Raw genomic sequence first — 14,308 nt, 5'->3', positions numbered from 1 at the left:
GTCTTATCCGGCCTACAGACTACGTCTGTCGTAGGCCGGATAAGCGTTTAGCGCCATCCGGCAGAGTGAAATATCAAGCGTTGTAGGCGTTTTCACCGTGGCTGTTCACATCCAGCCCTTCGCGCTCCTGCTCTTCCGGTACGCGCAGCCCGACCGTCATGTCCGCCAGCTTATAACCGATGAAGGCCACCACGCCGGACCAGACAATGGTAATCGCCACGCTTTCGAGCTGCACCAGCACCTGATGCCCCATGGTCACGCCCTCAGCAAAACCTACGCCACCCAGCGAACTGGCGGCGAACACCCCGGTCAGAAGACAGCCGACAATGCCGCAAACGCCGTGCACACCGAACACATCGCACGGGTCATCAACGCGCAGAAAACGCTTCAGCATCGTCACGCCCCACAGCCCCGCCAGACCGGCAATTGCCCCGATGATCAACGCACCGCCGACGCCAATGTAACCACAAGCAGGGGTCACGCCAACCAGGCCCGCAATGGCACCAGAACACGCCCCCAGCAGCGACGGTTTACCGCGCAGCGCCCACTCACCGAAGATCCAGCCGAGAATGGCAGCAGCGGTCGCCACCACAGTATTCACAAAGGCCAGCGCAGCGATTTCATTTGCCGTCCCAGCAGAACCTGCGTTAAAACCAAACCAGCCGATGTAGAGAATTGCGGTCCCGGTAAAGACCATCGGCAGGTTATGCGGTTTGAAAGCCTCTTTGCCAAAACCCACACGCTTGCCAATCAGATAAGCACCCACCAGCCCGGCGATCGCGGCGTTGATATGCACCACCGTCCCGCCCGCAAAATCCAGCGCGCCATGGGAGGCCAACAGACCACCGCCCCAGACCATATGCGCAATCGGAATGTAGGACAGCGTCAGCCATACCACCACAAAAATCAGTACCGCAGAGAAGCGAATGCGTTCAGCCAGCGCCCCAACGATAAGTCCAACGGTGATGCAAGCAAATGAGCCCTGGAACGCAACGTGAATGTACTGGTAGAAACTTCCCGTTACCGCCGTCAGAGCAATGTTTTTCAGCATCACCCAGTTGAAGTTGCCGAAGAAACTATTCCCCTCGCCAAAGGCCAGCGAGTAGCCATACACCACCCATAAAATGCAGACCAGTGCAAACGTCACCGTCACCTGCGTCAGCATCGACAGAACGTTCTTGCCACGAATCAAACCGCCGTAAAACAGCGCGATGCCCGGAATGGTCATAAACAACACCAGCGCGGTACATATCATCATAAAGGCGTTATCAGCTTTGTCCGCGACGGCTGGCGCTGCCATCGCCAGTCCCGGCAGCAGTGCCAGTGAAGCGATACCCGTTTTCATCGTTGCTATCTTCATTTTTTGGTTTCCTATCACTGTGTGCCAGAAGTTACAGTGCGGCTTCGTCGGCTTCGCCGGTACGAATACGAATCACACGTTGCAGCTCGGCGACAAAAATTTTGCCGTCGCCAATTTTTCCGGTGTAGGCCGACTTGCTGATGACGTCGATCACCTCATCAAGCTGATCGTCGGCAATCGCCACATCAATCTTCACCTTCGGTAAAAAATTGACGCTGTATTCGGCTCCCCGATACAACTCGGCATGGCCTTTCTGTCGACCAAAGCCCTTTACTTCGGTGACGGTCAGCCCCTGAATACCAATAGAAGACAGTGCTTCACGGACGTCTTCCAGTTTGAACGGTTTGATTACCACGGTAACCAGCTTCATAGATCCCCTCCAGTCAGAATTCAGTAGTGGCTGCAGATACACAGGATGAATATTGCAAGGGGTGTGCCAGGAATGAAAAACGCGGGATGATTCAGGCTCGCAGGGCGCGGCCGGGGTAGAAAAAGAAAAAACGCACTATAACGGTGCATAGTGCGTTACATTTTTGCACCAGATTGTTGATGCTTCTTGAACCAATTTATCCGTAGGCCTGAAACGCACTGCGCCATCAGGCAATAATGGAATCCTCATGCGCACTGGCCGCCAGCTCTTCACCGGCCAGTTGCAGCTGATACATTTGCCAGTAGCGGCCTTGCGCCGTCAGCAATTGCTGATGTGTGCCGCGCTCAACGGCCTGCCCCCGGTGCAGCACCAGAATGGTGTCTGCTTCCACGATCGTGGAGAGTCGATGGGCAATCACCACCAGCGTAGTGTGTTCGCGCACAGCAGCCAGCGCCTGCTGAATGGCCTGCTCCGTGCCGGAGTCAATACTGGCGGTGGCTTCATCCAGAATCAATACCTGCGGCGTTTCGACCAGGACCCGCGCCAATGCCAGCAACTGTTTCTGCCCCACGGACAAATTATTGCCCTGTTCGCCCAATCGGGTGTGAATACCGTCACTCAGACCGCGTGCCAGCTCAGCCAGCTGTACGGTCTCCAGCGCCTGCCACACTCGATCTTCAGAAATATCGCGGCCCAGCGTGACGTTTGCCAGGAAGGTGTCCGCCATCACAACCGGATCCTGCTGCACCATCGCGACGCCCTGACGTAAGACGCCGTGACTCAACGAGGAGAGGGGGCGCCCGTCCAGACGGATCTCCCCTTGCGTCAGCGGATAGTAGCCCATCATCAGGCTGGCGAGCGTACTCTTGCCACTACCGGTATGCCCAACCAACGCCACAAAACTACGTGAAGGCACGGACAGGCTAATATTTTTCAGCACCAGATTGTCATCGCGATAAGCAAATGACACGTTATCAACCTCAATGTTGCCACTCTTCAGCGGCTGATCATCATCGCCATAATGCTGACGCGGTCTGTCCATCAGTTCGAAGACGCGCTCACCGGCGACAACCGCTTGCTGCAGCATAGATTGTTGGGTCGTCAGCTCAATCAGCGGCTCGTTCAGACGCCCGAGATAGCTGATAAACGCATACAGCACGCCAACCTCGATGGACGTGCCAGAGGTCACGCTGAACAACATCAGTAAACCACAGAGGATCAGGGCGGAAAACAGGCTCAGCAACGGACGCAGTAAAAAACCGTCCAGCCGCAAGGTCTGCATGCGTGCCATGTAGTGCGAACGGCTGGCCTCGCCCATGCGCTCCCCAAAGCGCGCCTGCTGACGAAACTGTTGAATCACGCTCATACCGTTAATGACTTCATTGAAGCCATCGTTGATATCGGCCAGATAGGCACGAACGCGGCGCACAATCGGCGTGCTGTAGCGCTGATAAATCACCATCACCACCATCACCGCCGGGAATATAGCCATCGCCACCAGCGCCATACGCCATTCGAGGCTAAACATCGCCACCAGCATGGCACCAATCAGAGCCGCACTGCGCAGTACCGTCGCCACGACCGTCACGTACAGGTCGCGGATCACTTCGGTATCGTTGGTTACACGAGAGATAAGCTGTCCGACGGGCTGGATGTCAAATTCACTCAACGGTTGGCGCAGCGCAGCATCCATTACATCCGTGCGTAGCTGTTGCACCACACCGACGGCAGCCTGGTTAAACAACAGTGACTGCGCATAGTGCAGTCCCGCCGCCAGCAGTTGCAGACCGACATAAGCCGCAACCAGACCAGCCACCATCGCCAACGGCAAATTGTTTTTCGCCACCATGTTATCAATAAAGTAGCTTATCAGCAGCGGACCGCTGACTTCTGCCGCCGCCGCCACCCACAGCATCACCACCGCAATGCCCAGTGGTTTTCGCCACGGTGAACCATAGCGCAGCAGCCGTTTCAGCGTCGGCCATAATTGCCCAAAACTACGCATTCGCCGCCCCCTCATTTAACGCCGGGGCATCAGACAGCGCCGCTTCCAGCTGCTGATAGCGATACATATCGCGGTACCAACCGGGTTGCTGGACCAGCGTGTCATGGTCGCCACGCTGGGCAATATGTCCGTGCTGCATCACGATAATCTCGCTGGCTTCTGTCAGCGCCGACAAGCGGTGGGCGCTGATAATAACCGTTCTTCCCTCGCCCCACTGGCGCAGGTTATGCAGGATCTGATGTTCGGTACGGCCGTCTACCGCCGACAGCGCATCGTCAAGAATCAGAATTTCCGCATTAAGCAGCAGCGCGCGCGCAATAGAAATTCGCTGTTTTTGCCCGCCCGAGAGCATCACGCCCCGCTCGCCCACTTCGGTGTCATATCCCTGCGGCAAACGTAAAATATCCTCATGCACGCTGGCGAGGCGCGCCACATGTTCGATTTCGGCCTGCGTCGCCTGCGGGCGTCCAAGTGCAATGTTATTGCCGACGGTGTCCGAAAACAGGAACGGCGTCTGGCTAACAACTGCCAGCCGACTGCGCCAGCTATCAAGCTGTAAGCGCGTCAGCGGAATATCATGAAAGCGCACGTCGCCCTGGGTAATATCAAAGTGGCGCTGGATCAGCGACAGAATGGTACTTTTTCCCGCACCGGTCGGCCCACAAATACCCAGCATCTGCCCAGGCTTAAGCTGGAAATTAACGTTTTCCAACGTCGGGCGCGCCATCAGCGGGTAGCTGAACTCACGAATCGCAACCGCCAGTTCCCCGCGCCCTTCCGGCACGGGTTCCGTGCCATCATTAACCACGGGAGCTTCCGCCAACATGGCGCGAATACGGCTGTAGGCGGCGCTACCGCGCTCGACGATATTAAACATCCACGCCAACGCCAGCATCGGCCAAATCATCAGACCGAGATACATCATAAAGCTGGTCAGCTGACCGAGCGTCAGCGAACCGTGAACCACCATCCAGCTTCCACCACCAATCGCCAGCAGGTTCGCCATACCAATAGCGATATAAATGGTGGGATCGAAGCGGGCGTCGATGCGCGCGACGCGCATATTTTTCTTACCGGTATCCTGCGCATCTGCGGCAAATAAGGCTGACTGCCGGTCCTCCAGACCAAAGGCTTTAATCATGCGAATGCTGGTCAGGCTCTCCTGAGTACGATCGTTGAGGCTGGAGAATGCCGCCTGCGCTTGCTTAAAGCGGTTATGAAGCCGATCGCCGTAACGCTTAATCATCAGCGCCATCACCGGCATCGGTAGCAAGGCAAATAGCGTCAACTCCCAGCTTATTTGCGTAGACATGACGATAAGCACCGCACAGCCCATCACCAGCGAGTCGACCAACGTCAGCACACCTTCTCCGGCGGCGAACACCACCCGGTCAACATCGTTGGTGGCGCGCGCCATCAGATCGCCCGTGCGATGGCGCAGATAAAATTCAGGATGTTGACGGCTCAACTGACGGTAATAATCTTCGCGCAGCTCAACTGCCAGCTGGTAGGATGCCCCAAACAGCAGCACGCGCCAGACGTAGCGCAGCAAATAGACCACCACCGCAATCAGCGCAATTGTGCCAACCCACATTAGCAGGCGTTCGGTCGTGAAGCGTTGAGCCGTCACGCCATCAACAATAATTCCGACCACTTTAGGCGGAATAAGTTGAAGGATAGCGATGATGATAAGCAGGGCCACTGCCCCGAGGTAGCGACGCCACTCCCGGCGAAAGTACCAGCTTAATTGAGCAAATAATCGCACGCGTTATGTCCTGACATGATTTCCGACAATGAGCGCCGGGAGAATTATTCAATAGGTAGAGCAGTTGTGTATTTAATCTGTTCCATCGCAAAGCTTGAGGTAACGTCCGACAACCCCGGCACGCTGTTCACCAGCCGTTTGTAGAAGTCATCATAGCGTTTCATGTCGGCGACCTGAACTCGCATCAGGTAGTCATACTCCCCGGCCATGCGCCAGAATCCCAGTACCTCTGGCATCCCGGTCACTTCAGTCACAAAGCGACAGTACCATTCACTGCTGTGATGCTGCGTTTTGATCAGCACAAAGGCCGTTAACCCAAGTCCCAGCTTTTCGGGATCCAGCAGCGCAACTTTGCCAAGCAGAACGCCGTCATCCTCAAGTCGCTTGAGTCGTTTCCAGCAGGGGGTGGTTGTCAGATTAACGGCATCTGCGAGTGCCTGCAAAGAAAGGGTACAATCCTGTTGCAGCAAGCTGAGCAGCTTGCGGTCAATTTTGTCTAACATATCCACTCCACAGAGAAGAATTTTCTCCCTACATTCTATTTTAAAGGCTAAATGGCAACAATTTTTTCCGTGCTTTTCGTTACTCTAGGCACAAAATGACAAATGGATATTAATGATGAATAGCTCCTGGGTTAAAAACGCCATCAATGAAATCAATGCGGATTATCAACGCTCCGCAGATACTCATCTTATCCGCCTGTCACTTCCGGCGTTCCCGGGGATTCAGCTGTACCTGAAAGATGAAAGTACACATCCGACCGGTAGCCTGAAACATCGACTGGCGCGTTCACTGTTCCTGTACGGACTGTGCAATGGTTGGATCAAAGAAGGCACCACCATTATTGAGTCGTCTTCCGGCTCCACGGCGGTTTCTGAAGCCTATTTCGCCCGCCTGCTGGGGCTACCGTTTATCGCCGTCATGCCGTCCTGCACGGCAAAACGCAAAGTTGAGCAGATTGAGTTTTACGGCGGTCGCTGCCATTTCGTGGAAAGCGCCTGCGAAATTTATGCCGCGTCTGAACAGCTGGCCCGTGAACTCAACGGCCATTATATGGATCAGTTCACCTACGCTGAGCGCGCTACCGACTGGCGCGGCAATAACAATATTGCCGACAGTATCTTCCGCCAGATGTCATGCGAGCCACATCCCGTTCCCCGCCACATTGTGATGAGCGCCGGAACCGGCGGCACGTCAGCAACCATTGGGCGCTACATTCGCTGCCAGGGTTACGACACCAGGCTGATGGTGGTCGATCCGGAAAACTCTGTTTTTCTGCCATACTGGCAGGCGCGTGACGCCACATTACGCAGCCCGGTGGGCAGTAAAATCGAAGGTATCGGTCGCCCGCGCGTCGAGCCCTCTTTCATTCCGGACGTGGTTGATGAAATGCTGCGCGTGCCGGATGCCGCCAGCGTCGCTACCGCGCACTGGCTGGAAACGCAGTTGGGCCGCAAAGTCGGAGCTTCAACCGGGACCAATATGTGGGGTACGCTGCAACTTGCCGCCCGCATGCGTGAGGCTGGAGAAACAGGTTCACTGGTAACGTTGCTGTGCGACAGCGGCGAACGTTATCTTGAGACCTACTACAACCCAGAGTGGGTTAATACGCATATTGGCGATTTGACACCATGGAAAGCGGAAATCGCCCAACTGCTGAATACCCAGTAAGCCGGCAAAAAAAAGCCAGACCTAATGGTCTGGCTTGCTGGAAGGGATCTCTCATTCGGGGGAATAAGGTAGATGCGGATTATCCAGCCAATGTGTTAAAAAGTGCGATACCGCCTGATTGCGACAATGTCCAATCACCGGTAAATCAGGAAGCTCAGCAATTAATTGCGGCATGGCGTTGCCCATAATCAAACCTCGCCCCACGCTGCCCAGCATCTCGCGATCGTTCATCGCGTCACCAAATGCCATGCACTCGGCCATAGAAAAACCTAAATGGTCGCTCAGTACCGCCAGCGCGGAGCCTTTGTTACAGCCCAGCGGCAGCACTTCAAGACAGTCTACGGCGGAAAAACAGAGATTTGCCTGCTCACCCAGCGCCTCATTCAATTGAATGCGCAGGCGTATCAGGTCGTCATGATCGCCGCAGAAGCAGATCTTCGTCACCTGATGCGCGGGGATACGTTTCACATCCACGATCTGATAACGGAATCCGCTGTACACATGCGCCTTGAGGATCGACGGGATCTCCTGCCCGGTGAACCATCCATTGTCATTGAAGACATGCATGCTGGCCTGGGTATCCCACTTCTGATGCAGGACGATATCTGCTGCCTCGGGTGCCAGATCCTGACGATGCAGTACATCCCCTTCCAGCGAATGAATACGCGTCCCGTTACCCGTTATCAAAAATGCGTCCAGCGAGAGGGTCCCTAAGATATGACGCATCTCCAGCACATGGCGGCCAGTGGCAAACGTCAGGGTGATGTCGCGTTCACGCAGGCGCGCCAGCGTCGAGAGTGTTTCGTCACCTAAATGGTGATTCGGCATCAGCAGGGTGCCATCCATATCAAATGCAGCCAGACGAGCCATTTCTTTCTCCACACTGTGACGCGGTTAACTTGTGGTTCAGTATCACCTGAGATATACGGAAGTAATAGTGAATAGATAAAACGAATTGTTCCGGGTTTATGTTGCCCGAAGGATGAAGTGCAAATGCGACTTTTGAATCGATTGAATCAGTACCAACGCCTCTGGCAGCCCTCAAACGGAGAGCCGCAGTCGGTCACCGTCGGCGAACTGGCTGAACGCTGTTTTTGCAGCGAGCGCCATGTCCGTACGCTGCTACGCCAGGCACAGGAGGCGGGCTGGCTGGCATGGGAAGCACGCTCAGGACGCGGAAAACGGGGACAATTGCGCTTTTTGGTCACGCCCGACTCGCTGCGTAATACGATGATGGAGCAGGCGTTGCAAAAGGGAGAACAGCGTAGCGTGCTGGAGCTGGCGCAGCTGGCTCCCGGAGAATTAAGAACGCTGCTGCAGCCGTTTATGGGCGGCCAGTGGCATAACGATACGCCAACCCTGCGTATTCCCTACTATCGCCCACTTGATCCCCTCCGCCCCGGCTTTCTCCCCGGTCGTGCCGAACAACATCTTGCCGGGCAAGTCTTCTCCGGACTGACCCGTTTTGACAGTACGACCCAGCGCCCCTGCGGTGATTTGGCCCACCACTGGGATATCTCCGCCGACGGCCTGCGCTGGGATTTCTATATTCGCTCCACGCTGCACTGGCATAACGGTGACGCGCTTAGCACCTCGCAGCTACATCAACGCCTGCAACAGCTGCTGGAGCTGCCCGCGCTCAATAAATTATTAATCAGCGTGAAGCGTATTGAGGTGACTCACCCTCAATGCCTGACGTTTATTTTACATCGCCCCGACTTCTGGCTGGCACACCGTCTGGCCAGCTACAGCAGTCATCTGGCGCACCCGGAACAGCCGCTCGTCGGCACCGGTCCGTTTAGGCTGACGCTGTTTACACCGGAACTGGTCCGTATCGAGAGCCATGACCACTATCACCTCAGCCACCCGTTGCTGAAAGCCATTGAATTTTGGATAACACCGCAGCTTTTCGACCAGGATCTGGGTACCAGCTGCCGCCATCCGGTGCAAATTGCCATTGGCAAGCCTGAGGAACTGCCGATGCTTAGCCAGGTCAGTAGCGGGATCAGCCTCGGATTTTGTTATTTAACCCTCAGGAAAAGCGCACGACTGAACGTGCTTCAGGCGCGTCGGCTGGTCAATATCATCCACCGCTCTTCCCTGTTGCAGACGCTTGAGGTGGAAGAGAATCTGATTACCCCAAGCAATGCGCTGCTGCCAGGGTGGACCATTCCGCAATGGGATCAGTTGGATGAAGTGGCCCTGCCGGAAAAACTGACGCTGGTATATCACCTGCCAGTAGAGTTGCACGCCATGGCCGAACAGCTTCGCCAGGTACTGGCAACGCTGGGCTGCGAGTTAACGCTGATTTTTCACAATGCCAAGAACTGGGACGGTGACCATCCTCTGGCCCAGGCCGACCTGATGATGGGCGACCGTCTGATTGGCGAAGCACCAGAATATACACTTGAACAGTGGCTACGCTGCGATCAGCTCTGGCCGCATGTTCTGGATGCCCCGGCATTCTCTCATCTACAGGCCACGCTGGATGCGCTGCAAACCCAGGCTAATGAGGATCATCGTCACGCGGCGTTACAGCAGGTTTTCACTAACCTGATGAATGACGCCACGCTAACGCCGCTGTTTAATTACCATTACCGCATTAGCGCCCCACCGGGCGTCAACGGCGTGCGGCTCAACCCCAGAGGCTGGTTTGAATTCACCGAGGCCTGGCTGCCGCCGCCTTCATCGTGAAGAAGCTGGTCGACGCCGCGCCCAGGCGCTACCATAGGGTTTTCGTTATTTGTCAGGAAAAACCATGAAACGTGCCGTTGTCGTATTTAGTGGAGGTCAGGACTCCACCACCTGTCTGGCGCAGGCGCTGCATCAATATGATGAAGTGCACTGTGTGACCTTTGATTATGGTCAGCGCCATCGCGCTGAGATTGATGTCGCACGTGACCTGGCCTTAAAACTCGGCGCACGCGCACACAAAGTTCTCGACGTCACGCTGCTTAGCGAACTGGCGGTCAGTAGCTTGACCCGCGATAACATTCCGGTACCGGATTACGAACCGGAAGCCAACGGCATTCCCAACACCTTTGTGCCCGGACGTAATATTTTGTTCTTAACGCTGACAGCGATTTATGCATATCAGGTGCAAGCGGAAGCGGTCATTACTGGCGTTTGCGAGACCGATTTCTCCGGCTATCCTGATTGTCGCGATGAGTTTGTCAAAGCGCTGAATCATGCCGTAAGTCTGGGCATGGCAAAAGATATCCGCTTTGAAACCCCGTTGATGTGGCTTGATAAAGCCGAAACCTGGGCACTGGCCGACTACTGGGGCAAGCTGGATCTGGTGCGTGAAGAGACGCTGACTTGCTATAACGGCGTTAAGGGCGACGGTTGCGGCCAGTGTGCCGCCTGTAACCTGCGTGCCAACGGCCTGAACCATTATCTGGCGGATAAACCGGCAGTGATGGCGGCCATGAAGCAGAAAACCGGGTTAAAGTAATTTATCGCGATGATAATGCCGGATGGCGAAGCTAATGCGTCTTATCCGGCCTACAAATCGGTATCATTTGCAGGCCTGATGTTTACAGGCCCGGCAATCTTCCCTTACTTCACCATCTGCTCCAGCTTTTCGCGCAACTCCCCTTCCAGCGGCAGCGCTTTCTGCGTTTTTAAATCGATACAGACGAAGGTAATCAACGCATCGGCCACTACCTGCCCTTCCGGCTCTAACGTGATGGTCTGGTTTAACACACCGCTTTTGCCATTTAACTGTTGTACCTGACTGGTGACCGTCAGCAGATCACTCAGCACGGCGGGGCGCCGGTAGTTGATATTAATGTTAACCACCACAAAAGCGATGTTGTGCGCGGTCATCCACTGGAAGCTATCACTGTTTTCCAGACCGTCCCAGCGGGCTTCTTCCAGAAACTCAAGGTAGCGGGCATTGTTAACATGTTGATAGACATCGAGATGAAAACCACGAACTTTGATTTGTGTTTGCATAGCGCAGGAACCCTAATTTGTTTTTATAGGAATAGACTTGAGGATAAGGAGGCCATAACTGGTATGACCTCTACAGTCTGGCAAATTTTCAGCGCTCTGCAAGTTATTAAAGTGTTAAAACAGCCAGGTTACGCTCCACCAGTGAACTGCCCATTCCCGGCACCTGTTTTAAGTCATCAACCGTTTTAAACGGCCCGTACTCCTCCCGATAGCTGACAATCGCCTGCGCTTTCTTTAGCCCGACACCATTCATGACCCGCGCTAAATCCTCCGCCGACGCGGTATTGATGCTTACCCTGGTGCCTTCATCATCGCTGGCTTTCGTCGGTACCGTCGCTTTGCTATGCGCCGCACCCGCCCCCTCTGCTTTGGTCTGGACCGCCTGGCTTTTAGCGACCGGTTCCGCGGCCAGGGTACTTTGGCTCACGCCAGCACAGGTTAATGAAAGGGTGATAAGCAGTGCTTTGATTCCATGTTTCATACTGTTTTCTCCTTGTTTGTTAACAGTGGAATCACGATAGCGAGGTGGAGAACGGCAGACAAATGGCAAAATTCAGAAATGGAAAAGGCCGCGAAAGCGGCCTTTGGTGTATACAACTTTTTGCAATTTTTTGCGAAGCGTCTCGATTATTGCTGCTGCTCCAGCGCGTCACCGACTTTAATTTTTGCCGCTTTACGCAGGTTACTCATCAGCGCTTCGAAGACAATCTGCGCGTTGTTCTGAGTAATCCCCTGAACCATTGCTTTCTTCTGCTCTTCTGGCATTGAACCCGCTTTCACCGCGTCGAGCGCCAGCAGAACAACGTTGCCCTGCATATCGTTCGCTACGCCGTAGCTCGGCTTGTCATTCGCCGGCAGCGCCAGACCAAACGCCGCCTGGCTCAGCGGATCCTGACCTGTACGGCTCAGGGTTTTCGCTTCACCAAAACTCAGACCTGCCGCTTTCATTGCTTCATCGCCTTTACCGGCTTTCAGCGCAGCCAGCAGTTTGTCGGCATCCAGCTTCGCTTGCTGCTCTGCTTTGTTATGCTTAACAAGCGCGGTTACCTGATCTTTCACTTCAGCCAGCGGCTTAACAGCTTCCGCTTTGTGCTCAGCAATACGCAGCACAAACGCGCGATCGCCATCCACGGTGATGATGTCAGAGTTGCTGCCCGGAGTGCCATTCTCACCAACCAGGCCACCATTGAAAATGATGTCTGAAACCGGTTTGAAATTCAGCTCTTCAGGCAGGCTGTCACGGCTAAACCAGCCTGTTTCAACGGCTTTCATACCCGCTGCCTGCTCAGCCCCCGCGAGGGATTCGTTATCGTTGCTTGCCGCATCGCTGACTTTCTGCTGCAGCGCATAGTAGGCATCCAGCGCTTTTTCCTGCTTCACTTTCGCCGCAATCTCGTCACGTGCTTCGCTCAGCGGTTTAACCTGCGCTGGCTGGACATCATCAAGACGAGCAACCAGGAAACCCACAGAAGACTTGATCACGCCTGACAGTTGGCCTTTTTCTTTCAGACCCGCATTCTTCAGCTCTTCTGGCGTGGTGGATTCTTCCAGCCATCCCATATCACCGCCGTTACGGGCAGAGATAATGTCGGCGGATTTTTCCTTCGCCAGGGCGGCAAAATCACCACCTTTGTTCAGCGCATCCAGTACCGCTTTGGCTTCATCTTCCGTTTTGGTCTGGATGATGCTGTAGCGATTACGCTGCGGTTGAGTGAACTGATCCTGATGCTGGTCATAATAAGACTGAATATCCGCATCGCTGGCTGTTTCCTGCATAGCTGCAGCATCCAGCTTGATGTAGCTCACACGGAACTGCTCCGGCATCATAAAGTGGTTTTTATTCTGCTCGTAGTAGCTGGCAACTTCCTGCTCGGAAACCGACTGTTTCGCTGCAAGTGCGTTGACGTCAATAGTCGCTTCACGCACGATACGCTGCTGTGCAACCAGCGCCGCCAGTTCGTCCGTTTCACCCTTCAGCATGAACTCTGTCCCGGCTACGCCGTTGATCAACTGCTGGGTGGTGAGCTGGTTACGCAGCGCCTGAGCATACTGGTCTGCGGTCATCCCCATCTGATTTACAATTGCGTTATAGCGGTTGTTATCAAATTTACCGTCAACCTGGAAAGCAGGCGTTGAGAGGATAGCCTGTTTAACCTGCTCATCGCTGATGCTGAGCTTCAGTTCGCGAGAGTATTGGTCCAGCAGCGCTTCGTCTACCAGACGATTCAGCACCTGCTGACGCAGCGTTTTCATGTAGCCTTCATTCGCCGCCAGCTCAGAGAACTGATCGCCCAGCTGCTGCTGCATGCGATTACGTTCACTGTTAAACGCATTCTCAAACTGCCCGCGGCTAATTTCCTGGCCATTCACTTTTGCGGCGTAGTTGTTGCTTCCGCCAATCAGGTAACCACTCACGCCGGTCAAAATGAACGACACGATAATGATACCGAAAATAATCTTGAGCACGAGACTGTTAGCAGCCGTGCGTAAGCTGTCCATCATGGTGTAACCACACTCCGCTGTAGGTGACTGTATACCTCACGCAGCATAGCGTTTTCTGAACGCTGCGTGGAAAGGTCTATTGTGACAAGAAACTGGGGCGATTGTCAGCCCACAACACATAGAAAGTCCCGGAATCACAAATAAAAAAGGCACATCTGTTGATGCGCCCTTGTACTTAGTCACATCCCCAAAGGGGGAATCACTTAGTTTACCGCGTCTTTCAGTGCTTTACCTGCACGGAAACCCGGTACTTTAGCCGCGGCGATAGTGATCTCTTTACCAGTTTGCGGGTTGCGACCAGTACGGGCAGCACGCTCTTTAACGGCAAAAGTACCAAAACCTACCAGCGCTACGTCATCACCTTCTTTCAGGGATTCGGTAACAGAAGCAATAATTGCATCTAACGCACGTCCAGCCGCAGCTTTAGAGATATCAGCCCCTGCAGCAATTTTGTCGATCAGTTGAGATTTATTCACTCTTCTCTTCCTCTTTATAATTTATATCGCACCTGAATCCTTCAAAGTGCGAACGCGCAGCAGTTATATCAGGCCTGCCATGCCCTTACAACACCCGTTAATGATGGCAAGCCTAATCCGTCATCTAAATTAGCTATACAAAAAAAGGCTGGCAAGCCCGAAATGGCCTGCCAGCCCTGTTTTTATTGACGCTCTTTGCGCG

At 54.4% G+C, this 14,308-nt stretch carries 13 protein-coding genes; 3 read left to right on the top strand and 10 right to left on the bottom strand.

All coding sequences use genetic code 11. The annotated features are described in order from the left end of the window. Nucleotides 1-73: 73 nt before the first annotated feature. The 5 genes from amtB to decR all read right to left on the bottom strand — a co-directional run bounded on the left by amtB (nt 74) and on the right by decR (nt 6,003). On the bottom strand, nt 74-1,360 hold the full coding sequence (gene amtB, locus M2374_RS17370) for an ammonium transporter AmtB (protein ID WP_096758050.1): 1,287 nt from the start codon (nt 1,358-1,360) through the stop codon (nt 74-76). Between the two features lie 31 nt (nt 1,361-1,391). Then, nucleotides 1,392-1,730, bottom strand: a complete 339-nt coding sequence (glnK, locus tag M2374_RS17365) for a P-II family nitrogen regulator (RefSeq protein ID WP_096758051.1) — start codon at nt 1,728-1,730, stop codon at nt 1,392-1,394. A 226-nt stretch (nt 1,731-1,956) separates the two neighbouring features. Next, on the bottom strand, nt 1,957-3,735 hold the full coding sequence (locus tag M2374_RS17360; RefSeq protein ID WP_181688412.1) for a SmdB family multidrug efflux ABC transporter permease/ATP-binding protein: 1,779 nt from the start codon (nt 3,733-3,735) through the stop codon (nt 1,957-1,959). After that, on the bottom strand, nt 3,728-5,500 hold the full coding sequence (locus M2374_RS17355) for a SmdA family multidrug ABC transporter permease/ATP-binding protein (RefSeq protein ID WP_181688413.1): 1,773 nt from the start codon (nt 5,498-5,500) through the stop codon (nt 3,728-3,730). The genes M2374_RS17360 and M2374_RS17355 overlap by 8 nt, the downstream gene beginning before the upstream one ends. 44 nt (nt 5,501-5,544) lie before the next feature. Continuing rightward, nucleotides 5,545-6,003, bottom strand: coding sequence for a DNA-binding transcriptional regulator DecR (gene decR / locus M2374_RS17350; protein ID WP_164496612.1), 459 nt, complete (start codon nt 6,001-6,003; stop codon nt 5,545-5,547). Nucleotides 6,004-6,115: 112 nt separating this feature from the next. On the opposite strand from decR, the gene M2374_RS17345 reads away from it, so the two are divergent. Then, on the top strand, nt 6,116-7,171 hold the full coding sequence (locus tag M2374_RS17345) for a PLP-dependent cysteine synthase family protein (protein WP_220131786.1): 1,056 nt from the start codon (nt 6,116-6,118) through the stop codon (nt 7,169-7,171). Nucleotides 7,172-7,222: 51 nt separating this feature from the next. Here M2374_RS17345 and cof read toward each other — a convergent pair whose 3' ends face one another. Continuing rightward, entirely contained in the window at nt 7,223-8,041 is an 819-nt protein-coding gene (gene cof, locus M2374_RS17340; RefSeq protein WP_137400406.1) for an HMP-PP phosphatase, read from the bottom strand. A gap of 123 nt (nt 8,042-8,164) precedes the next feature. Between cof and M2374_RS17335 the strand changes: the two genes are divergently transcribed. Continuing rightward, on the top strand, nt 8,165-9,865 hold the full coding sequence (locus tag M2374_RS17335; RefSeq protein WP_181688414.1) for an SgrR family transcriptional regulator: 1,701 nt from the start codon (nt 8,165-8,167) through the stop codon (nt 9,863-9,865). Between the two features lie 64 nt (nt 9,866-9,929). Next, nucleotides 9,930-10,625, top strand: a complete 696-nt coding sequence (queC, locus tag M2374_RS17330; RefSeq protein WP_115259230.1) for a 7-cyano-7-deazaguanine synthase QueC — start codon at nt 9,930-9,932, stop codon at nt 10,623-10,625. A 104-nt stretch (nt 10,626-10,729) separates the two neighbouring features. On the opposite strand, the gene fadM is transcribed toward queC, so the two are convergent. The 4 genes from fadM to hupB all read right to left on the bottom strand — a co-directional run bounded on the left by fadM (nt 10,730) and on the right by hupB (nt 14,124). Beyond that, a complete protein-coding gene (gene fadM / locus M2374_RS17325; RefSeq protein ID WP_096758059.1) occupies nt 10,730-11,128 on the bottom strand; it encodes a long-chain acyl-CoA thioesterase FadM in 399 nt (132 codons plus the stop codon). Between the two features lie 106 nt (nt 11,129-11,234). After that, on the bottom strand, nt 11,235-11,609 hold the full coding sequence (locus tag M2374_RS17320; RefSeq protein WP_096758060.1) for a helix-hairpin-helix domain-containing protein: 375 nt from the start codon (nt 11,607-11,609) through the stop codon (nt 11,235-11,237). A gap of 146 nt (nt 11,610-11,755) precedes the next feature. Beyond that, nucleotides 11,756-13,630, bottom strand: coding sequence for a peptidylprolyl isomerase (ppiD, locus tag M2374_RS17315; RefSeq protein WP_174360584.1), 1,875 nt, complete (start codon nt 13,628-13,630; stop codon nt 11,756-11,758). A gap of 203 nt (nt 13,631-13,833) precedes the next feature. Beyond that, on the bottom strand, nt 13,834-14,124 hold the full coding sequence (hupB, locus tag M2374_RS17310; protein WP_219352570.1) for a nucleoid-associated protein HU-beta: 291 nt from the start codon (nt 14,122-14,124) through the stop codon (nt 13,834-13,836). Between the last annotated feature and the right edge of the window lie 184 nt (nt 14,125-14,308).

Origin of the sequence: Citrobacter sp. JUb117 (assembly GCF_024809055.1) — a bacterium.
Classification (GTDB): Bacteria; Pseudomonadota; Gammaproteobacteria; order Enterobacterales; family Enterobacteriaceae; genus Citrobacter; species Citrobacter gillenii.
The sequence above is the reverse complement of the archived record's forward strand: the minus strand, read 5'-3'. Positions and strand labels throughout refer to the sequence as shown.